The following is a 20,128-nucleotide window of genomic DNA, read 5'->3' on the forward strand; positions in this document are numbered from 1 at the left end:
TGACGGCGAACGGCCGGCGTCCCCCTATCGGACGCCGGCCGTTCGCCGTCGTTGCTACCAGGTCAGGCTGCCTGCAGCCCCTCCGCCCGGGCCAGCTCACGCAGCCGACCGAGGGCCTGGATCTCCAGCTGTCGGATCCGCTCGCGGGACAGCGAGAACCGGGACGCGACCTCGGTGAGCGAGTGCTCCCGGCCGTCCTCCAGCCCGTAGCGGGCCCGCATGATGCCGGCGGACCGGTCGTCGAGGTGGTTGAGCAGCCCTTCGATGCGCTGTCGCTCCAGGCCGCTGAGGACGATGTCCTCCGGCGACGGCGCGTCACTGTCGGCGACCAGGTCGCCGAGGCTGGTGTCGCCGTCGTCGCCGACCGGCGTGTCCAGCGACACGGTGTCCTGCGACCAGCGGCGCAGCTCGTTGACCCGCTCGACGGTGACGCCGAGGGAGGCCGCGATCTGCTCCGGCTCCGGGTCGGCGCCCAGCTCACGAGTCAACTGCCGGGCCACGTTGCGCATCCGGTTGACGTCCTCCACGAGGTGCACCGGCAGACGCACGGTGCGCTCCTGCTGGGCGATCGCCCGGCTGATCGCCTGGCGAATCCACCAGGTGGCGTAGGTGGAGAACTTGTAACCACGCTCGTAGTCGAACTTCTCGACCGCCCGGACCAGGCCGGTGTTGCCCTCCTGGATCAGGTCCAGCATGGGCATGCCCGACCGCACGTAGCGGCGGGCGATCGACACGACCAGTCGGAGGTTGGCGCGGATGAAGAGGTCCTTCGCGCGCTCCCCCTCGACGACCAGCCACTCCAGGTCGGCCCGGTCGACACCAGCGCGGACGGCGTCCTCACCGAGCAGGTGCTCGGCGTAGAGGCCGGCCTCGATCGCCTTGGAGAGTTCGACCTCCCGGGCGGCGTCCAGCAGTGGCGTCCGGGAGATCTCGTGCAGGTAGACGCCGACCAGGTCGCGCTCCTCGGCCACCTGATCGGTGCGCATGCCGATGTTCTTGTCCACGTTGCCCACGGTCCCCTCGCTCGCGCCGGTTGCCCGGTTCCTTGCCATTCCCCACGTCCGTCAACCCCTGGTAACTTCTGCTGTGCCCATCGGTGCTGACACCTACACAACAGATGAGACGTGCCGGGGATTCCATGTCGTGAGTCGAAAGTGTCACGAATGCCTGAGTAGTAGCTGAGAGCACGGTCCATGTTTGCTGTCAGCATCCCGTCGGGTGGCTCGCCGCTGGGCACCACGTGCGGGTTACCGCACCATGGCAACACCGCCCGCCGTGGGGGCACAGCGACCCGGGTCACCACCACGCTGCGATCCTGGTCACTGCCAGATACGCACCGGGGGACCGGTCGGTTCATCCACGGGAGTGTTATTACCCCCCGGCCAGATGAACAATCCGAAGCCCCGTTCGCTTCCCGGGGCGCGTGCGGCTAGGTCGCGAGCAGGGCGAGGGCCCCGCGTACCTGGTCGGCGGAGCGGGCCAGCGCGGCCCTGGCGGCCTCGACCTCGGCACCGGACACCAGGGAGACGAGTGCCGTCTTCAGGTCACCGTCAGCCTCGGTGAGGGCTTGCCGGGAGACCTCCTCCGAGCAACCGGTGGCCTCGACCAGAATCGAGATCATTCGGCCACGGAGCTTCGCGTTGGTGGCCACCATATCGATCATGAGGTTCGAGTAGACCCGCCCCAGTCGCACCATGACGGCGGTCGAGAACGCGTTGAGCACCAACTTCTGCGCCGTGCCCGCCTTCATCCGGGTCGACCCGGTGACCACCTCGGGTCCGGTGTCCACCCCGATGAACACGTCCACTGACCGGGCGGCCTCCGCCTCCGGATTGGCGCAGACCAGCACCGTGGAAGCGCCCTTGGCGCGGGCCGCGGCGAGCGCCCCGAGGACGTACGGGGTGCGTCCGCTGGCCGCCAGACCAACCACCAGGTCACCGGCGCGCACACAACTGGCCGCCTCGACCGCGCCTCCCCGGTCGTCGTCCTCGGCATCCTCGACGGCCCGCAACATGGCGTCCGGGCCGCCGGCGAGGTGGGCGCAGAACCAGTGCCGGGGCGAGTTGAAGGTGGGGGCGAGCTCGGCCGCGTCGAGCACGCCCAGCCGGCCGGAGGTGCCGGCCCCGAAGTAGTGCACCCGGTGACCGCCGAGCAGCGCCGCCACCGCCAGGTCGACGGTGGTGGCGATCTCGTCGAGCACTGCGGCGACCGCCGCCGGCACCCGCCGGTCGGCCTCGTTGATGACGGTGAGCACGTCCCGGGTCGACATCAGGTCGAGGTCGACGCTGAGCGGGTTGCGCCGTTCGGTGGGTGCGCCCACCCGGACCGTCGGGCGGGCAGACGGTGCTGGCATGTCCTCGTCCGGCTCCACCGCACCGGCCGTCATGCCCGCCTCCGGTTGGCACCCACCCGGTGCGACTGGACCGCCTCGGCTGTCGCCTCGAGGGCCTTGCGGGCCCGGGACCGATTGCGGGCGGCCACCCCGACGAAGAGACAGTCGACCACGGTGAGCTGGGCCAGTCGGCTGGCCGTCGCGCCGGAGCGGTAGGTGGTCTCGCGGGCGGCCGTGGTCAACACGAAGTCCGCCACCTCGGTGATCGGCGAGCGCGGGAAATTTGTCAGCGCCACGGTGACCGCACCCCGCGTACGGGCCTGCTCCAGCACCTCGATCACGTCAGAGGTGGTGCCGGTGTGCGAGATGCCGAACGCCACGTCTCCGCGGCCGAGGAGTGCGGCCGAGGTCAGCGCGGTGTGCACGTCGGGGAAGTAGAAGGCGATCCGGCCGATGCGGTGCAGCTTCTGCTGGAAGTCGGAAGCGACGAAGCCGCTGGCGCCGGCGCCGTAGATGTCGATCCGACCGGCGCCATTGATCGCCTCGACGACCTGCTCGCAGGCGGCCGGGTCGAGTTGCTCGGCGGTCTCCTCGACCGCGCGGGCGTCGTTGAACGCGATGGTGGCGATGATCTGGGCGAGGTCGGCGCCGGGCGGGATGTCTCCGCCGACCACCCGGGCGTCCGGTGGCTCGATCCGGCGGGCGGCCTCGGCGGCGAGCCGGATGCGCAGCTGGGGATAACCGTCCATGCCCACCGAACGGCAGAACCGGATGACGGTCGCCTCGGATGTCTCCGCGGCGGTGGCGAGGTCGGTGATGGTCCGCCGTGCGGCGGCGGCCGGGTCGGACACGACCAGCCGAGCAACCCGCTGCTCGGCGGGCGACAGCGACGGCAACAGCCCGCTGATGTGGACGATCAGCCCACCGGGCTCCTGACTCGCAGAAATCTTCGGACTCTTCGCCACGGGTGAAACTTACTTTCACCAAGCGTGAGCGTCAACTATGACAGGCCGGGTGGGGATGCAGTCGTCGGCCGGAATCACCGGGCCCGCACAGCCTGCCACTGCCGCAGTACCGCCACCTCATCCGCCGGGTCGAGTCCACTCTGCCGTACGGCGGCCGGGTGTGCTCTCATCCAGGACGCGGTCGCCCGAACGGTGTCGGACAGCGGACGGACCGCCAGCCCGGCGTCCAGAGCCGGTCGGGCGTCCCGGTCCATCAGGCCGGCGGACTCCGGCAGCCGCACCCAGAGTGGCAGCGCCCGCTCCCCCGACCACTCGCGTACGTCGTGGGCCAGCAGGAACTCCTGGTCGACCCAGGTGAGGACCGGATCCGCCACACCCAGCCCGGCGGCGACCCCGTTCAGCAGATCGGCCCGGGACATCGCCGGCCCGATGCCGTCGTACGTGCCGCCGAGGCGGGTGTCGGCGGCGTGCAGCAACCAGCCGGCCAGATCGGCCACGTCCACGAACTGCACCCGGTCGCTCGGCCTGCCGGGTGCGAGGACCTCCCCACCGGCCGACAGCCGACGCACCCAGTACGGGAAGCGGTCGCTCGGGTCCTGGGCGCCGACGATCAGCCCCGCCCGGCAGATGAACGAACGGTCCACACCCATCCGATCCCGGACCAGCCGCTCGATGCTCACCTTGCACTCGCCGTACCAGCGGTGGTCCGGCCCCACCGGACCGTCCACGTCCGGCGGGGCCGGTGGCAGCGCCGGTGCGTCCGTCGCGGTCTGACCCGGGGTGGTGTTGTCCGCGTACACCGAGATCGTCGACACGAAGGACCAGTGTCCGACGTGGTCGGCGAGCACGGCGAGCGCGTACCTGGCGTGACTGATCTGGCGGGTCACATCGACCACCGCGTCGAAGCTTTCGCCGGCGAGCCGCACCAACGCCTCGGGATCGTCCCGGTCGACCGGCACGAACCGGACCCCGTCCGGCGCGACTCCGGACACTCCCCGGGCCGCGCAGGTCACGTCGTGACCCTGGTCGACGGCGAGTTGGGCCACCGCCCGGCCGAGGAACCGGGTGCCACCGAGAATGAGGATCCGCATCCGTTGATCCTGCGTTGCCGACGGGTGTTTCAGCCAGCCGCTCTGCTCTCGGCAGAGCGCCGGCAGTGGGCCGCCGAGAGGATCGCGACGCAGGAGGCGCTAGCGTGACGCGCATGGCGGAGCGCAGCGTGTTGGTGACCGGAGGTACCGGCGGGCTCGGCGGGGCGGTTGTCACCGCGTTCGTCGAGGCGGGCTGGCGGGTGGTCGTACCGGAGCGGCAGCCCCGACCCGGCTCGGACCCGGCGGCGGACGGGCTGGTCCGGCTGAGCGCGGACCTGAGCGATCCGGCGGGCGCGGCGCGTGCGGTCGAGGCCGCCGCCGGGGAGCCGGCCGCGCCACTGCGGGCGGTGGTCAACCTCGTCGGTGGGTACGCCAGCGGCGGACTGGTGCACGAGACGCCGATCGAGGAGTTCGAGCGGATGCTCACCCTCAACCTTCGGCCGACCTACCTGGTCACCCAGGCCGCGCTGCCCCACCTGGTGGCAGCCGGCGGCGGCGCGGTGGTCTGCGTCTCGGCCCGCGCGGCGGTCGCCCCCTTCCCCGGCGCGGCCGGCTACGTGACGGCCAAGGCGGCGGTGCTGGCCTTCGCCAACGCGGTCGCGGTGGAGTACCGGTCCCGCAACGTGCGCTGCAACACCGTGCTGCCCAGCGTCATCGACAGCCCGGCGAACCGGGCCGCCCAGCCGGACGCCGACCACTCCCGCTGGGTGGCCCCGGCGGAGATCGCGACGGTGATCCGATTCCTCGCGTCGACCGAGTCGGCCCCGACCAGCGGCGCCACCGTCCCGGTCTACGGTCGGGCCTGAGCCGTCAACGAGCCACCATCATCCTGCGTCGTCCCGGGGGACGGCGGCAGCCAGGTTCCCAGGTACGCCTGGATCTGCTCGGTCACCTCCTGGGCTGGCCGGTCCGCGTCCACCAGCACGAAGCTCGGGTACTCGGGCAGGGCCCGGTAGGCGGTGTCCGCCGCGGTCAGCCAGCCCATCGTCTCGTGATCGGTGCCGCGCTCCTCGATGCGCCGGTACGCCTCCGCCGGGTCGACGGTGAGGAGGAAGGTCACCTCCGGTGTCGGGAACAGCCGGTAGCCGGCCCGGGCGAGCCGCTCCCAGCGCTGCCCGCCGTTCGCCCGGATGCTCGCGTACTGGCAGGCCGAGTAGCGGTCCATCACTGCCGTCCGGCCGGTGAGCAGGCAACTGAGCAGGGCTGCGGCGATGGCGAGCCAGCGCAGCACGGACTCCACCGCCAGCACCCCGTCGCGCCCGACGAGCCGTTGTGCGTCGGGCCGCCCGAGTCGGTGGGCGAGGCGGGCGAGCCAACGACGCCCGCTGGCGTTGCGGCGGTATTTCGCGGGGCGGCCGGCGGCCGTCAGCGCGTCGGCCAGTCGGTGTGCCTGAGTGGTCTTGCCTGAACCGTCGATGCCGATCAGGGCGACGGTGCGCAAACGGGCCCTGCCGCGTCGCATCCCCGATGATCTGGCCACCCTCCACAGGTTATCCGACGCATGCATCTGGTCCGCGAGGTTTGCGGTGTTTCATCCCTGTTGACGCCCAACCGCGACAGAACCAGGTGTGGCCGACCGTAATGCCGGGTACCGGAGTCTGAAAGCCAACCGCCGTTCCACCGACAGACGACGCGACACGACGACGGGAGAACCAGATGGCTGAGCACGGAGACGAGAGTCTGGTGCACACCCTCAAGAAGGTCGCCGCCGTGCTCAAGCAGTCCGAGATCCCGTTCGCCCTGGGCGGCAGCTTCGCCGTGTACGCCCACGGGGGCCACTCCAGTGAGCACGACGTCGACTTCCTGATCCGGGAGGCCGACGTGGAACAGGCGCTGGAGGCCCTGGTGGCCGCCGGCTTCGTCGCTCAGCGCCCACCGGAGGACTGGCTGGTCAAGGTCTTCGACGACGACCGGATGGTGGACCTCATCCATCGGCCGATCGAGACACCGGTCACCGAGGAGACGTTCGCCGACACGGTCATCCGGCCGGTGGACGCGATCCACATGCCGGTCCTGTCCGCCACCCAGCTGATGGTGCACAAACTGCTCAGCTTCTCCCAGCACTACTGCGACTTCGCCCGCGGCCTGCCGCTGGCCCGGTCGCTGCGGGAGCAGATCGACTGGGAGCGGGTACGCAAGGAGACGCAGCACTCGCCGTACGCGGAGGCGTTCCTGGTGCTGCTGGACCGGCTGGAAGTGGTGCCGTCCGTCGGCACCCAGCCAGGAGAGGGGACATCGTGACCCACCATCGCGACATCGGCGCCGGGCCACCGGACGAGTACGTCGAAGCGGAGATCCAGCGGCTGCTCGCCGAGGACCCCGCCGTCGCCGAACAAGGGATCACCGTGGTCCGACGAGACCGCGCCCTCGTGCTCTACGGCGAGGTGGAGAGCCCGCACCGGCGTGCGGAGATCCTGCGCCGGGTGTCCGAGCGCTTCCCTGACGTGCCGATCGCCAGCGACATCGGGGTGATCCGCGCCCAGGCGCCCACGGAGATCGAGCAACTGCCCTGAGGGAGGTTCCATGGTGATCCGGATCGCCGCTGTGGGTGACGTGCATCTGGACGAGGACGTGGTCGGCCGGTTCCGACCCGCGTTGGAAGAGTTGCCGGAGTGCGCCGACGTGCTGCTGCTGGCCGGGGACCTGACCCGGCACGGCACCGAGGCCGAGGCGCGCTGCGTGGCAGAGGAGTTCGGTGGGTTGGCCGTGCCGGTCGTGACCGTGCTGGGCAACCACGACCACCAGTGTGACCAGGTGCCGCAGGTGGTCAAGGTGCTCGAGGACGCGGGCATCACCGTGCTGGAGGGTAACGGCGTGGTGTTGGACTGCGCGGGTGGCCGGCTCGGCATCGCCGGCGTCAAGGGCTTCGGCGGTGGGTTCGCCGGGCGGTGCGCGAGCGACTTCGGCGAGCCGGAGATGAAGGCGTTCGTGCGGACCACCACCGACAGCGCGGACCGCCTCGGCGCGGCGCTGCGCTCACTGGACTGCGACATGCTGGTCGCGCTCACCCACTACGCGCCGGTGCCGGACACGCTGGCCGGCGAACCGTTGGAGATCTACCCGTTCCTCGGGTCGTACCAGCTGGGGCAGGCGATCGACTCCGCGCCCACAGCGCTGGCCCTGCACGGGCACGCGCATGCCGGCACCGAGCGCGGCACGACCCCCGGCGGGATACGCGTCCGCAACGTCGCGCACCCGGTGATCAAGCAGGCGTACAGCGTCTTCCACGTTGGCGATCAACTCGACACCGACCAGGTTTCCCCGCTCGGCCCGTCGGGTACCCAGAGGTCATGGAGCTGATTCTTTGGATTATCGCAGTCGTACTCGTGGTCGCCGGCATCCTTGCGCTGTTCCGCCGGCAGATCCTGTGGGGCATCGTCCTCATCGTCGTCGGGCTGTTGGTCGGCCCGACTGGTGTCAGCATCTTCACCAATTGACGTCCGCACCTTGTAACACCGGGACCCGCCGGGGTCGCCGCGGCCAGAGCTTCGTCCTCCCGACAGGAGCGCCGGTCGCAGCGGCCCCGGCGCTGTTCGTCCGCATCCTCGGCCGTTCCCGAGTTTGACCCCTCCGGCAAGCGGAAATATCGCGAACATGGAGACAGCGCAGAAAACGGGAGCCAACTCCGCCCGGCGGTCCTGGTGGGCGCTCGTCGGCTTCGCTGCGGCCGTCTTCGTCGCGGCCGCGATCGGCGGGCTGGGGGTGCAGGGCACCACCGACGAGTACGCGACCCTGCGACAACCCGACTGGGCGCCGCCGTCGTGGCTTTTCGGCCCGGTCTGGTCGCTGCTCTATGTGCTGATCGCGGTGGCCGGCTGGCTGGTGTGGCGCCGGGTCGGCTTCTCTTCCGCCCTCTGGGCGTGGGCTGCCCAACTGGTGCTCAACGCGATCTGGACCCCGCTGTTCTTCGGCGCGGGGCAGTACGGGCTGGCGTTCGCCGAGATCGTGGTGATGTGGCTGGCGATCGGGCTCACCGTGGTGCTTTTCGCCCGGGTGTCCCGGGTCGCGGCCGCGCTGATGCTGCCCTACTGGGCCTGGGTCACCTTCGCCGCCGCACTGAACCTGTCGATCTGGCGGCTCAACTCCTGACCGAGGGGTCTCCGGCGAGCGGCCGCCCGCCCGCCGGAGACCATCGTCGTTCCGCCCTCAGCAGCGGGGGACGTTCGGGATGTAGCCGTCGTGCCCGGTGTACACATACGCGTCGGCGATGAACCGACCGGAGCCGATCCGGTCCCAGATCGAGCTGGTGCCGTACGTGCCGGTGACCGTGGTGCCACTGGTCTGGCAGGCGATGGTCACCCGGGTGCCGTCGGCGACGGTGCCCACCGAGGCGTACCCGGTGCCGGGGCCGGAACGGACGGTCAATGGGGTGCCGCTGGTGTCGACCGTGCCGTTGCCGCTGCCCGAGGAGCAGCCGTTGTTGCTGCTGTAGCTCTTGCTGCCCCAGTACAGGGCGAGGGTGCCGTTGAACCGGACCTGGATGTCGTTGCCGTTGAGGCGCTGCTCGTAGTGCAGGTGTGGCCCGGTCGAGCCGCCGGTGCTGCCGACCCAGCCGAGCACCTTGCCGTAGGCGACCGTCTGCCCGACCGAGACGTTGAAGCCGTTGAGGTGGGCGTAGTAGGTGCTGTAACCGCCCCCATGGTTGATCCGCACGTACTTGCCGTAGCTGGTGCCGCCGAGGTCGGTCACCCGGTCGACGGTGCCGGGGGCGCTGGCCACCACCGGGTCACCGAGATCGTCGGTGCGGTTGAAGTCGACGGCGTACGCCGGGCTGTGATCCGACCTGGTCTGCCCGGACCAGGACTGGCCGCACGGGAACGGCACCTTGAACGTCGGCGCGGCCAGGGCCGGGCTCGCCGGCGTCAGTACTCCCGCGACGAGCAGACCCGTCGCCAACAGGCTGATCCACCGCTTACGCATGCAGCTCCTCCTATGTTGAAAACCTTCGATGAGGTGCGCTCAGCCTGACAGATATCGCCAATCTTCGAAAGGGCCCGAGATCCGGTCCGGGAGCGCGCCCACGAGGCGGCCCCGAGGTTTCCGGATTGTTACTCGCTCGTGTCTGACTGGGGGTGGACCGGATCGGATGCAAGCGCTTACATGTGTGCACGCCCAATCGGACCGGCGACGGGTCACCAGCACGACCGCGCCGGCTAGGAAGGAGGACGGCATGGCGGTCTTTACCAGACCACGCCAGGCCTTCGTGATCGCCGGTGTACTCGGGCTGGCGCTCAGCGCCACCGCTTGCGGTACCGGCGACGACAAGAAGAGCAACAACGCGGGCTCCGCGGAGTGCGCCGCATACGACAAGTACGAGGGCCACGACGGCAAGAAGGTCTCCATCTACGCGTCCATCCGTGACGCCGAGGCCGACCTGCTCAGGACCTCGTGGAAGGCGTTCGAGGACTGCACCGGCATCGAGATCGACTATGAGGGCAACGCCGAGTTCGAGGCGCAGCTCCCGGTCCGGGTCGACGGCGGCAACGCGCCCGACCTGGCCTTCGTGCCCCAGCCGGGTCTGGTCAAGCGGTTCGCCGACGCCGGCAAGCTGAAGTCCCTCGGGGCCGACACCAAGACCATGGCCGAGCAGAACCTGCCGGCCGACTGGCTGAAGTATGGCACCGTCAACGGCACCCTCTACGGCGTGCCGCTCGGCGCCAACGTGAAGTCCTTCGTCTGGTACTCGCCGAAGCTCTTCAAGGAGAAGGGCTGGACGGTCCCGACCAGCTGGGACGACCTGATCAAGCTCAGCGACACGATCGCCGCGAGCGGCATCAAGCCGTGGTGCGCCGGCATCGAGTCCGGTGACGCCACCGGCTGGCCGGCCACGGACTGGATCGAGGACGTGATCCTGCGTACGCAGGGTCCCGAGGTCTACGACCAGTGGACCACCCACGCCATCCCGTTCAACGACCCGCGGATCGTCGACGCGGTCAACCGGGCCGGCACGATCCTGAAGAACGAGAAGTACATGAACGGCGGCTTCGGCGGCGTGAAGAGCATCGGCACCACCGCCTTCGGTGAGGCCGGACTGCCCGTCACCACCGGCAAGTGCGCCATGCACCGGCAGGCGTCCTTCTACGCCAACCAGTTCCCCGAGGGCACCAAGGTGGCCGAGGACGGTGACGCGTTCGCGTTCTACTTCCCGGCCATCGACACGGCCAAGGGCAAGCCGGTGCTCGGCGCGGGCGAGTTCGTCGTCGGGTACACCGACCGCCCCGAGGTGCAGGCGGTGCAGACGTACCTCGCCTCCAGCGAGTACGTCAACAGCCGCGCGAAGCTCGGCAACTGGGTCACGGCGAACAACAAGCTGGACATCGCCAACGTCGCCAGCCCGATCGACAAGCTCTCCGTCCAGATCCTCCAGGACAAGAGCGGCGTCTTCCGCTTCGACGGATCCGACCTGATGCCGGCCGCGGTCGGCGCGGGGACGTTCTGGAAGGGCATGGTCGAGTGGATCAACGGCAAGGACACCGCGTCGGTGCTCCAGGGCATCGAGAGCAGCTGGAAGTGATCTGAGCGGTGGGCCGGTCCGCACCCGCGGGCCGGCCCACCGGCTGATCTGGACCTGGGAGGGTCGATGGAGTTCGACTTCGCGGAGGAACAGCCGAAGTTCCTCATGCTGATGTACGGGCTGATCGCTTTCGTCGTGGTGGTGGGCGGTCTGCTCCTGCTTCTCGACGTGGTGCCGGCCTGGTTCGCACGGCGCCGGGAGGCGCAGCTGGTCACCGCGTCTGCCAGCGGCGCCCCGCTCCCCCGCCGACGCAGCAAGGGGGAGGGACTCTTCGCGCTCTTCTTCCTGCTGCCGACGCTGCTACTACTCACGGTCGGGTTGGTCGTTCCGGCCATCCGCACCACGCTGCTCTCCTTCATGGACGCGGGCAGCACCAACTGGGTGGGGCTGCGAAACTACGGCTGGATGTTCTCCGACGACTCGATCGTCCGGGTCCTGATCAACACCCTGGTCTGGGTCGTTCTGGTCCCGCTGATCGCGACCGGGTTCGGCCTCATCTACGCCGTACTGGTGGACAAGGCCCGGTTCGAGTCGGTGGCCAAGTCACTGATCTTCCTGCCGATGGCCATCTCCTTCGTCGGCGCGAGCATCATCTGGAAGTTCGTCTACGCCTACCGCGGTGAGGGCGACCAGATCGGTCTGCTCAACCAGATCGTGGTCAGCCTGGGCGGTGAGCCGAAGCAGTGGCTGCTGGAATCACCCCTGAACACGCTGCTGCTGATCGTCATCATGGTCTGGATCCAGGCCGGCTTCGCCATGGTGGTGCTCTCCGCCGCGATCAAGGCGATCCCCGGCGACATCGTCGAAGCCGCCCGGCTCGACGGCGTCAGCCCGTGGCAGATGTTCTGGCAGATCACCATGCCGAGCATCCGACCGGCGCTGATCGTCGTGGTGGTGACACTCACGATCGCCACGCTCAAGGTCTTCGACATCGTCCGGACCGCGACCAACGGCAACTACGACACCAGCGTGATCGCCAGCGAGATGTACAACCAAGCCTTCCGGTACGGCCAGAACGGGCAGGGCTCCGCACTCGCGGTCTTCCTCTTCATCCTGGTCATCCCGGTCGTGATCTACCAGATTCGCAACCTCCGTCAACAGCGGGAGGGCTGAGATGACGACCGCAACTCCGACCGTCGCCGTCGGCACCCAGAAGACCGACGGCACCCCGTCCACCACCGCCGGCCGGGTCCGTAAGCGGTTGAACAGCCGCACCGCGACGCTGGTCTCGATCGTCATCGCGGTGGTCTGGACCATCCCGACCTTCGGTCTGCTCATCTCCTCCCTCCGGCCGGAGGACGAGATCAAGACGACCGGTTGGTGGACGGCGTTCACCAACCCACAGTTCACGCTGGAGAACTACCAGCAGGTCCTCTTCGGCCGGTCGTCGTCCTCCGGGCAGCTCGCCAGCTACTTCATCAACTCGCTGGCGATCACCGTCCCGTCGGTGCTCTTCCCGCTCGCCTTCGCATCCCTCGCCGCGTACGCGCTGGCCTGGATAAAGTTCCGCGGCCGGGACTGGCTCTACATCGCGATCTTCGCGTTGCAGATCGTCCCGCTGCAGATGGCCCTGGTGCCGCTGCTGAAGTTCTTCTCCACAGGCGTCACCCTCGGCGGCGTCACCCTGATGCCGGCCTGGGACCTGGTCGACGAGCAGAAGTTCGCCCAGGTGTGGTTCGCGCACACCTGCTTCGCACTCCCGTTCGCCGTCTTCCTGCTGCACAACTTCATCTCGCAGCTGCCCGGGGACCTGATGGAGGCGGCCCGGGTCGACGGGGCCACCCACCCGAAGATCTTCCGCACCATCGTGCTGCCGCTGATCACCCCGGCGCTGGCCGCCTTCGGCATCTTCCAGTTCCTCTGGGTCTGGAACGACCTGCTGGTGGCACTGATCTTCGCCGGCGGCGGCAACGAGACCGCCCCGCTCACCGTCCGGCTCGCCGAGATGGCCGGCACCCGGGGCAACGAGTGGCAGCGGTTGACCGCGGGCGCGTTCGTCTCCATCGTCGTACCGCTCATTGTCTTCCTGTCCCTGCAGCGCTTCTTCGTGCGAGGTCTGCTCGCCGGCAGCGTCAAGGGCTGACCCGCTCGTCCACCGTCGCCCGGCCCCTCGGGCGGCGGTGGACGAGCCGGGCACCGAGCGGGGGAAGCGTGACGAGGATCGATGATGTCGCCCGGTTGGCCGGGGTATCCACGGCCACCGTCTCGCGGGCCCTGCGCGGACTGCCGACGGTCTCGGCCGCCACCCGGCGCCGGGTGCTCGCCGCCGCCGAGCAGCTCGACTACGAGGTTTCACCGAGCGCGTCCCGGCTCGCCGGTGGCCGGACGGGCACCGTCGCGGTGGTGGTCCCCCGGATCACCCGCTGGTTCTTCAGCACCGTCGTCGAGTCGGTCGAGGAGTACCTCCACCAGTCCGGCTACGACCTGCTGCTCTACAACCTGGGCGGCCGGGAGCAGGTCCGCCAGCGGGTCCTGCGGACGGCCAACCTGCACAAGCGGGTGGACGCCATGATGCTTGTCGCCACACCACTGCGGCCGGCCGACCTGACCGCACTGGCCACCCTGGAGCTGCCCGGCGTGACCATCAGCTCGGGGAGCAGGGTGCCCAACTGGCCATGCGTACGGATCGACGACGTGGCGGCCGCCCGGGCCGCCACCCGGCACCTGATCGACCTCGGCCATCACCGCATCGCGCACATCTCCGGCGACCCGGACGACGAGTTGGCCTTCACCACCCACCTCGACCGACGCCGCGGATACCAGGAGGAGCTGCGCTCCGCCGGCCTGCGGCCCGACCCGAGCCTGGACGTGGAGTCCACGTTCACGATCGAGGGCGGCAACCGGGCCGCCGTCGAGTTGCTGGCCCGCGGCGAACCACCGACCGCGATCGTCGCTGCCTGCGACGAGATGGCGATGGGTGCGATGACCGCAGTGCGTGACGCCGGGCTGCGGGTGCCGCAGGATGTCAGTGTGATCGGCATCGACGACCACGACCTGGCCGGCGTGCTCGGGCTCAGCACCATCGCCCAGCCCGCCGCCGAGCAGGGCCGGTTGGCCGCCCGGATGCTGCTCGACCCGCTCGGTGCCCGACCGCTGGGAGCCACCGTGCGGCAGAGCAGCGCCAGTTGCGACACGCCGGTGATCCTGCCCACTCGGCTGGTGGTCCGGGACTCGACCGCACCGCCCCGGGCACACTGAACTTCACCACCCACAGCTCGACACGGGAGACGACCCTGAACACCGATCCGACGCAGCAGACCCCCTCCGGTCACCCGGTCACCGGCTGGTGGACCGAGGCGACCATCTACCAGATCTACCCCCGTTCGTTCGCCGACTCGGACGGTGACGGGATCGGTGACCTGCCCGGCATCACCGCACGCCTCGACCACCTGGTCGAGTTGGGCGTGGACGCGGTGTGGCTCTCGCCCTTCTACCCGTCGCCGCAGGCCGACGCCGGCTACGACGTGGCCGACTACCGCGACATCGACCCGCTGTTCGGCACCCTCGCCGACGCGGACAAGCTGATCGCCGACGCGCACTCCCGCAACCTGCGGGTGATCGTCGACCTGGTTCCGAACCACACCTCCTCGGCGCACCGCTGGTTCCAGGCGGCACTGCCGGCCGCGCCCGGCAGCCCGGAGCGGTCGCGGTACATCTTCCGAGACGGCCTCGGCCCGGCCGGCGACCAGCCGCCGAACGATTGGCAGAGCGTCTTCGGCGGCCCAGCCTGGACCCGGACGGTGGACCCCGACGGGCAACCAGGCCAGTGGTACCTGCACCTGTTCGACACGGGTCAGCCGGACCTCAACTGGGACAACCCGGAGGTGCACGCCGAGTTCCTGGACGTGCTGCGGTTCTGGCTGGACCGTGGGGTGGACGGCTTCCGGGTCGACGTGGCGCACGGCCTGATCAAGCAGGCCGACCTGGCCGACTGGCAGGAGCCACAGGAAATCCTCTCCGGCAACGAGGTCGACAAACCGCGCCCGCCGATGTGGGACCAGGACGGCGTGCACGAGATCTACCGGCAGTGGCGGCAGGTTCTCGACAGCTACCCCGGCGAGCGGGTGCTGGTCGCCGAGGCATGGGTGGAGCCCGCCGAGCGGCTGGCACGTTACGTCCGCCCGGACGAGATGCACCAGGCCTTCAACTTCGAGTACCTGCTCGCCGCGTGGACCGCCCCGGCCCAGTACGCGGTGATCACCCGCTCGCTGGAGGCGACCGACTCGGTCGGCGCGCCGACCACCTGGGTGCTGTCCAACCACGACGTGGTGCGGCACGCCTCCCGGCTCGGCCTGCCGATCGGCACCGTACGGCCCAACGGCATCGGCATCGGCGACCCGCAGCCGGACGCCGCGCTCGGCCTGCGCCGGGCCCGGGCGGCCACCCTGCTGATGCTCGCCCTGCCCGGCTCGGCGTACCTCTACCAGGGCGAGGAGCTGGGGCTGCCCGAGCACACCACGCTGCCCGACGAAGCCCGGCAGGACCCGACCTGGGCGCGCAGCGGGCACACCCAGCGCGGCCGGGACGGCTGCCGGGTGCCGATCCCGTGGGAGGCCGACGCCCCGTCCTACGGCTTCGGGCCGACCGACGCGAGCTGGCTGCCGCAGCCTTCGCTCTGGGCGGAGTACGCGCTGGACCGCCAGCGCGACGTGCCCGGCTCGACGTACGAGCTGTACCGTGCCGCGCTGCGGCTGCGCCGTGACCACGGGCTGGGTCGGGGCACCCTGGAGTGGGTGTCCTCTGGCGACGAGGTGCTGACCTTCCGCAACGCGGGGCTGACCGTGCTGACCAACTTCGGTGCGGCCCCGGTGCCGGTACCGACCGGTGCCGAGGTGCTCGCCACCAGCGCACCACTGGACGACGACGGCGCGGTCCCGACCGACGTGACCGTCTGGCTGCGCGGCTGACCCTGCCCTGAGCCCGGAGGGGCCAACATCCCGCGCAACATCAGGGATGTTGGCCCCTCACGCTCGCCCGAGGCAGCACTTTCCCTGATGTTGTGCGGATCAAGGCGCGCGTGAGGACGGGGCCGGCGGCGCGGGGTGGGCGGCGCGGGTCAGAGGCGGTCGGCGCGGGCTTGCAGCAGGTCGTGCACGTTGTCGATGTCCGCTGGTGAGGTCCGCGAGGCGAGCCAGTACATGACGCCGGTGGGAATGAAGAAGAGCTGGAACGCGGCCAGCCCGACCGCGAAGTTCAACGGCGGTGGGAATGCCGCCCGCAACCCCTGGAACGCGACCCCGACCAACCCGTTGCCAGCCGCGCGACCGATCCCGTTGACCAGGTTGCCCAGGCTGTAGACCGTGCCCCGGTGCTCGGGCGGGTTCACGTCGGCGATCAGCGCGAACCAGTTCGGCGAGTTGGCCGAGGTCAGTGCGAGCGCGACGACAGCGGTGAGCAGGCTCAGCCCCACCGACGGCTCGGTGAACACACTGGCCAGCACCGCGCCGACCACCGCACCGCCGCTGGCGCCGTCCGGCACGTCGATGGTCACCGGGACGAAGAACAGCACCAGGTAGAACGGCAGCGCGGCGAGGATGCCGACCGCGGCGACCAACGCCCGCCCCCGATGGGTACGCCGCTGCACCGCGTCGCCGATCAGCCCACCGACGATGGAGAGCACCCCGCCGAGCTGGAACAGCGTGGCGAAGACGCTGCCCACCACCACCGCGGTCGACGTCGAGTAGCCCTGGGCCTCGGCCCGCTCGGCGAAGAGCACCGGCAGCCACACCAGCGAGCCGAACGCCGCCTGCGCGGTCAGACCCTGCAGGATCAGCCATCGATTGGTCCGTCGGGCCAGGATGCGCGGCAGGTCGGCGCGGCTGATCCGATAGTCGTACTCGGCGCCGGCGTCCAACCTGTCGGCCAGCTCCGGCTCGCTCTGCCCTCGTCGGATGTCGTAGGTGAACAGGTAGGCCAGGGTGGCGACCAGGCCGACGCCGGTCAGGGTCAGGAACGGCCGTCGCCAGTCGGTTGCCCCGAGCAGCCCGCCGACGAGCGTGCCGGCGAGGGTACCGACGCCCTGGGAGAGCCCCCAGAAGCTCATCACCAACCCGCGCCGGGTCGGTGAGATCAGGTCGGTGACCACCGAGAAGCCGACCGAGCCGACCGCACCGAGGCCGACTGCGGCGACCAGTTGTGCGGCGAGGAACGTCAGGTAGCCACCGGCGAGCGCGCTGCCACCGGTGCCCGCCGCCCAGAGCAGCGTGCCGACCATGAGCAGGGGCTTGCGGTTGGTCCGGTCGCCGACGTACGCCCAGCCGACCGCCGCCACCGAGCTGACCAGGAAGCTGACCGCGGTGACCAGACCCAGCAGCCGCCCCGACACGTCGAAGGCGTCGGAGATCGGGCCGTACAGCGGCGGGACCAGCCCGATCGCCACGTTGTCCAGCGAGGCGAGCAGCACGAACACCACGACGCTGTACAACCGGTGCCCCGGGCCACCGCCTCGGCCGGGCCCGCCACTGGTCACCGTCATGACGGGCAGCCAACCAGACTCCGTTGCGGAGGTCGTCACGCGGGTGGGTGCCGGTCGGTTTCCACCGGCACCCACCCGCGTCGATCCCGCGCCTCAGCGTCGGTCGAGGACCAACCCGCGAGCCGCGGCGTACTGGTCGCGCACGGCGGGGACGGGCTCCGCCGCGTACTCCTCGGTGCCCTCGACCGCCCAGGTCGGCGGCGTGGGACCGCCCAGGGCGACCCAGGCGGCCTGCCGGGCTGCGCCGTCGGCGACGTACTCCCCGGCCGGCGGCACGACGACCGGGCAGCCGAAGACCTGCGGCGCGATCCGACGCACCGCGGCCGACCGGGCTCCGCCGCCGACCAGGATGACCCGGCGGACGGTGGCACCCTGCGCGGTCAGTGCGTCCAGGCCGTCGGCCAGCGCGCAGAGCATGCCCTCCACGGCGGCCCGTGCCAGGTGCGCGGGGGTCGACGTGCGCAGGGTCAGCCCGTGCACCGCGCCGGTGGCGAGCGGCCGGTTCGGCGTCCGCTCACCCTCCAGGTAGGGCACCATGACCAGCCCGTCCGCCCCGGCTGGCGCGGAGAGGGCCAGCTCGGCCAGCTCGTCGAGGTTGACGCCGAGCATCGCGGCGGCGGCGTCCAGCACACGGGCCGCGTTGAGCGTGCAGACCAGCGGCAGGAAGCGACCGGACGCGTCGGCGAAGCCCGCCACGGCTCCGCTCTCGTCGGCGGCCGGCACGTCGGCGACGCTGAACACGGTGCCGGAGGTGCCGATCGAGACGACCACGTCACCCGGCCCGGCACCGACGCCGAGCGCGGCGGCGGCGTTGTCCCCGGTGCCCGCGCCGAGCAGCGCGCCGCCCGACCCACCCAGCGCGTCGGCCAGCTTTCCCGCCGACTCCCCCGGACCGAGCACCTCGGGCACCACCAACTGCCGGCCGAAGCCCCGCTCCAGCAGGTCCAGTCGGTAGTCGCCGGTGGCCGGCGACCAGTAACCGGTGCCACTGGCATCACCCCGGTCGGTGCGCAGCGCGCCCAACCCCGGCGCGCCCGCCAACCGCCAGGTCAGCCAGTCGTGCGGCAGGCAGACGGCGGCCACCCGGGCTGCCAGCTCCGGCTCGTGCGTGGCCAGCCACCGCAGTTTGGTGATGGTGAAGCTGGCGACCGGCACACTGCCGGCGGCCTCGGCCCAGAACCGACGCCCGACCGCGCCGCCGCCGGCCTCCTCCACGAGATCGGCGGCGGCGTCGGCGGATCGGGTGTCGTTCCACAACAGTGCCGGGCGGACGACCCGGCCGTCCTCGTCGAGGCACACCATGCCGTGCTGCTGGCCGGCGACGGAGATCGCCGCCACGTCGGCCAACCCGCCGGCCTGGTCGGCGGCGCTGCGCAGCGCCTGCCACCAGGCTTCCGGGTCGACCTCGGTGCCGTCCGGGTGTGGTGCCCGGCCCTGCCGGAGCAGGGCACCGGTCTCCGCGTCCCGGATGACCACCTTGCAGGACTGGGTGGACGAGTCAACGCCTGCGACCAACGGCATGGCGGGGCCTCAGCGGGCGCCGAGCAGGTGCTCGACGGCGAGCTGGTTGAGCCGGACGAAGGCGAAGCCCCGCGCGGCAACCGCGTCGACGTCGACATCCTCGAACGCGGACCGGTCGGCCAGGAACTCCTCGTAGCCCTCGCCGTCGCCGAGCGTCGGCGTGTTCAGGTCGCCGACCTTGCTGGCGGCGAGCGCCTCGACCACCTCGGGGTCGGCGCGGAACGCGGCGGCCCGCTCCTTGAGCAGCAGGTACGTGCTCATGTTGGCCGCCGCCGACGCCCAGACACCGTCCATGTCCTCGGTTCGGGAAGGCTTGTAGTCGAAGTGCCGCGGCCCGTCGTAGGCCGGCCCGCCGTTGGGGCCGCCGTTCTCCAGGAGGTCCACCAGGGCGAACGCGTTCATCAGGTCACCGTGACCGAAGACCAGGTCCTGGTCGTACTTGATGCCGCGCTGGCCGTTGAGGTCCAGGTGGAACAGCTTGCCCTGCCAGAGCGCCTGGGCGATGCCGTGGGCGTAGTTGAGCCCGGCCATCTGCTCGTGGCCGACCTCCGGGTTGAGGCCGACCAGCTCCGGGTGGGCCAACTGGGAGATGAAGCCGAGCGCGTGCCCGATGGTGGGCAGCAGGATGTCGCCGCGCGGCTCGTTGGGCTTGGGCTCCAGGGCGAACCGCAGGTTGTAGCCCTTGTCGATGGAATACTGGGTGAGCAGGTCGACGGCCTCGCGGTAGCGGTCGAGGGCGGCGCGGACGTCCTTGGCAAGGTCGTACTCGGAGCCCTCGCGGCCACCCCACATGACGAAGGTGCTCGCGCCCAGCTCGGCGGCCAGGTCGACCTGGCGCAGCACCTTGCGCAGCGCGTACCGGCGGACGTCGCGGTCGTTGCTGGTGAAGCCGCCGTCCTTGAAGATCGGGTGGGTGAAGAGGTTGGTGGTGACCATCGGCACCACCAGGCCGGTCTCGTCGAGGGCCTTGCGGAACCGGGCGATGTGCTGGTCGCGGGTGGCGGCGTCGGCCCCGAACGGGATCAGGTCGTCGTCGTGGAAGGTGATGCCGTACGCGCCGAGCTCGGCGAGTCGGTGCACCGCCTCGACCGCGTCGAGCTCGGGGCGGGTCGCGTCACCGAACGGATCGCGGGCCTGCCAGCCGACGGTCCAGAGCCCGAAGGAGAACTTGTCGGCGGGAGTGGGACGGGGTGCCATGAGCGACCTCCGGGGTGGTGTTGTCCGCTATTT

19 protein-coding genes and 1 pseudogene are annotated in these 20,128 nt (G+C 70.5%); 11 read left to right on the forward strand and 9 right to left on the reverse strand.

Annotation, left to right across the window (positions count from 1 at the left end; translation table 11 throughout):
• Positions 1–62: 62 nt before the first annotated feature.
• The 4 genes from JOD64_RS08455 to JOD64_RS08470 form a co-directional block, all read right to left on the reverse strand.
• On the reverse strand, positions 63–1,052 hold the full coding sequence (locus JOD64_RS08455; RefSeq protein ID WP_204941727.1) for a sigma-70 family RNA polymerase sigma factor: 990 nt from the start codon (positions 1,050–1,052) through the stop codon (positions 63–65).
• Positions 1,053–1,429: 377 nt separating this feature from the next.
• A complete protein-coding gene (murQ, locus tag JOD64_RS08460; RefSeq protein WP_204941728.1) occupies positions 1,430–2,386 on the reverse strand; it encodes an N-acetylmuramic acid 6-phosphate etherase in 957 nt (318 codons plus the stop codon).
• Positions 2,383–3,297, reverse strand: coding sequence for a MurR/RpiR family transcriptional regulator (locus JOD64_RS08465; protein ID WP_204941729.1), 915 nt, complete (start codon positions 3,295–3,297; stop codon positions 2,383–2,385). Before JOD64_RS08465 ends, murQ begins: the two co-directional genes overlap by 4 nt.
• Positions 3,298–3,371: 74 nt before the next feature.
• Complete coding sequence (locus tag JOD64_RS08470) at positions 3,372–4,388, reverse strand: NAD-dependent epimerase/dehydratase family protein (RefSeq protein WP_204941730.1); 1,017 nt, start codon at positions 4,386–4,388, stop codon at positions 3,372–3,374.
• A gap of 113 nt (positions 4,389–4,501) precedes the next feature.
• Here JOD64_RS08470 and JOD64_RS08475 point away from each other — a divergent pair, with 113 nt between their 5' ends.
• Positions 4,502–5,194: an SDR family NAD(P)-dependent oxidoreductase gene (locus tag JOD64_RS08475; RefSeq protein ID WP_204941731.1), complete on the forward strand. Its 693-nt coding sequence runs from the start codon at positions 4,502–4,504 to the stop codon at positions 5,192–5,194.
• Here JOD64_RS08475 and JOD64_RS08480 read toward each other — a convergent pair.
• Positions 5,179–5,850, reverse strand: a complete 672-nt coding sequence (locus JOD64_RS08480) for a nucleoside/nucleotide kinase family protein (RefSeq protein WP_204945971.1) — start codon at positions 5,848–5,850, stop codon at positions 5,179–5,181. The two genes, JOD64_RS08475 and JOD64_RS08480, sit on opposite strands and share 16 nt — an antisense overlap.
• A 191-nt stretch (positions 5,851–6,041) precedes the next feature.
• Between JOD64_RS08480 and JOD64_RS08485 the strand changes: the two are divergent.
• The 5 genes and pseudogenes from JOD64_RS08485 to JOD64_RS08505 all read left to right on the forward strand — a co-directional run.
• Positions 6,042–6,629 (forward strand): annotated as a pseudogene (locus JOD64_RS08485) (nucleotidyltransferase); the annotation flags it as partial.
• The gene (locus tag JOD64_RS08490; protein ID WP_204941733.1) at positions 6,626–6,901 is read left to right on the forward strand and encodes a hypothetical protein; all 276 of its coding nucleotides are present in this window, start codon (positions 6,626–6,628) and stop codon (positions 6,899–6,901) included. The pseudogene JOD64_RS08485 and the gene JOD64_RS08490, both read left to right, overlap by 4 nt.
• 10 nt (positions 6,902–6,911) lie before the next feature.
• Positions 6,912–7,688, forward strand: a complete 777-nt coding sequence (locus JOD64_RS08495; protein WP_204941734.1) for a metallophosphoesterase family protein — start codon at positions 6,912–6,914, stop codon at positions 7,686–7,688.
• The gene (locus JOD64_RS08500) at positions 7,679–7,825 is read left to right on the forward strand and encodes a GPGG-motif small membrane protein (protein ID WP_204941735.1); all 147 of its coding nucleotides are present in this window, start codon (positions 7,679–7,681) and stop codon (positions 7,823–7,825) included. Before JOD64_RS08495 ends, JOD64_RS08500 begins: the two co-directional genes overlap by 10 nt.
• A gap of 157 nt (positions 7,826–7,982) precedes the next feature.
• Complete coding sequence (locus JOD64_RS08505) at positions 7,983–8,477, forward strand: TspO/MBR family protein (protein ID WP_204941736.1); 495 nt, start codon at positions 7,983–7,985, stop codon at positions 8,475–8,477.
• 57 nt (positions 8,478–8,534) lie between these two features.
• Here JOD64_RS08505 and JOD64_RS08510 read toward each other — a convergent pair whose 3' ends face one another.
• The gene (locus JOD64_RS08510) at positions 8,535–9,308 is read right to left on the reverse strand and encodes a M23 family metallopeptidase (protein ID WP_204941737.1); all 774 of its coding nucleotides are present in this window, start codon (positions 9,306–9,308) and stop codon (positions 8,535–8,537) included.
• 250 nt (positions 9,309–9,558) lie between these two features.
• On the opposite strand from JOD64_RS08510, the gene JOD64_RS08515 reads away from it, so the two are divergent.
• The 5 genes from JOD64_RS08515 (at position 9,559) to JOD64_RS08535 (ending at position 15,809) form a co-directional block, all read left to right on the forward strand.
• Positions 9,559–10,902 carry an ABC transporter substrate-binding protein gene (locus JOD64_RS08515; RefSeq protein ID WP_204941738.1) on the forward strand — a complete coding sequence of 448 codons (1,344 nt, stop codon included), beginning with the start codon at positions 9,559–9,561 and terminating at the stop codon, positions 10,900–10,902.
• A gap of 66 nt (positions 10,903–10,968) precedes the next feature.
• The gene (locus JOD64_RS08520; protein WP_204941739.1) at positions 10,969–12,015 is read left to right on the forward strand and encodes a carbohydrate ABC transporter permease; all 1,047 of its coding nucleotides are present in this window, start codon (positions 10,969–10,971) and stop codon (positions 12,013–12,015) included.
• A 1-nt stretch (position 12,016) separates the two neighbouring features.
• Positions 12,017–12,985: a carbohydrate ABC transporter permease gene (locus tag JOD64_RS08525; RefSeq protein WP_204941740.1), complete on the forward strand. Its 969-nt coding sequence runs from the start codon at positions 12,017–12,019 to the stop codon at positions 12,983–12,985.
• A 68-nt stretch (positions 12,986–13,053) separates the two neighbouring features.
• A complete protein-coding gene (locus tag JOD64_RS08530; RefSeq protein ID WP_204941741.1) occupies positions 13,054–14,100 on the forward strand; it encodes a LacI family DNA-binding transcriptional regulator in 1,047 nt (348 codons plus the stop codon).
• Positions 14,101–14,135: 35 nt separating this feature from the next.
• The gene (locus JOD64_RS08535) at positions 14,136–15,809 is read left to right on the forward strand and encodes a glycoside hydrolase family 13 protein (RefSeq protein ID WP_204945972.1); all 1,674 of its coding nucleotides are present in this window, start codon (positions 14,136–14,138) and stop codon (positions 15,807–15,809) included.
• A gap of 149 nt (positions 15,810–15,958) precedes the next feature.
• On the opposite strand, the gene JOD64_RS08540 is transcribed toward JOD64_RS08535, so the two are convergent.
• The 3 genes from JOD64_RS08540 to xylA form a co-directional block, all read right to left on the reverse strand.
• Positions 15,959–17,377, reverse strand: coding sequence for an MFS transporter (locus JOD64_RS08540; protein WP_204941742.1), 1,419 nt, complete (start codon positions 17,375–17,377; stop codon positions 15,959–15,961).
• A gap of 93 nt (positions 17,378–17,470) precedes the next feature.
• Positions 17,471–18,898: a xylulokinase gene (xylB, locus tag JOD64_RS08545; RefSeq protein ID WP_204941743.1), complete on the reverse strand. Its 1,428-nt coding sequence runs from the start codon at positions 18,896–18,898 to the stop codon at positions 17,471–17,473.
• A 9-nt stretch (positions 18,899–18,907) separates the two neighbouring features.
• Positions 18,908–20,095, reverse strand: a complete 1,188-nt coding sequence (gene xylA / locus JOD64_RS08550; protein ID WP_204941744.1) for a xylose isomerase — start codon at positions 20,093–20,095, stop codon at positions 18,908–18,910.
• Positions 20,096–20,128 lie beyond the last annotated feature (33 nt).

The sequence above is a fragment of the Micromonospora luteifusca genome, from assembly GCF_016907275.1.
In the GTDB taxonomy this organism is placed as follows: Bacteria; Actinomycetota; Actinomycetes; order Mycobacteriales; family Micromonosporaceae; genus Micromonospora; species Micromonospora luteifusca.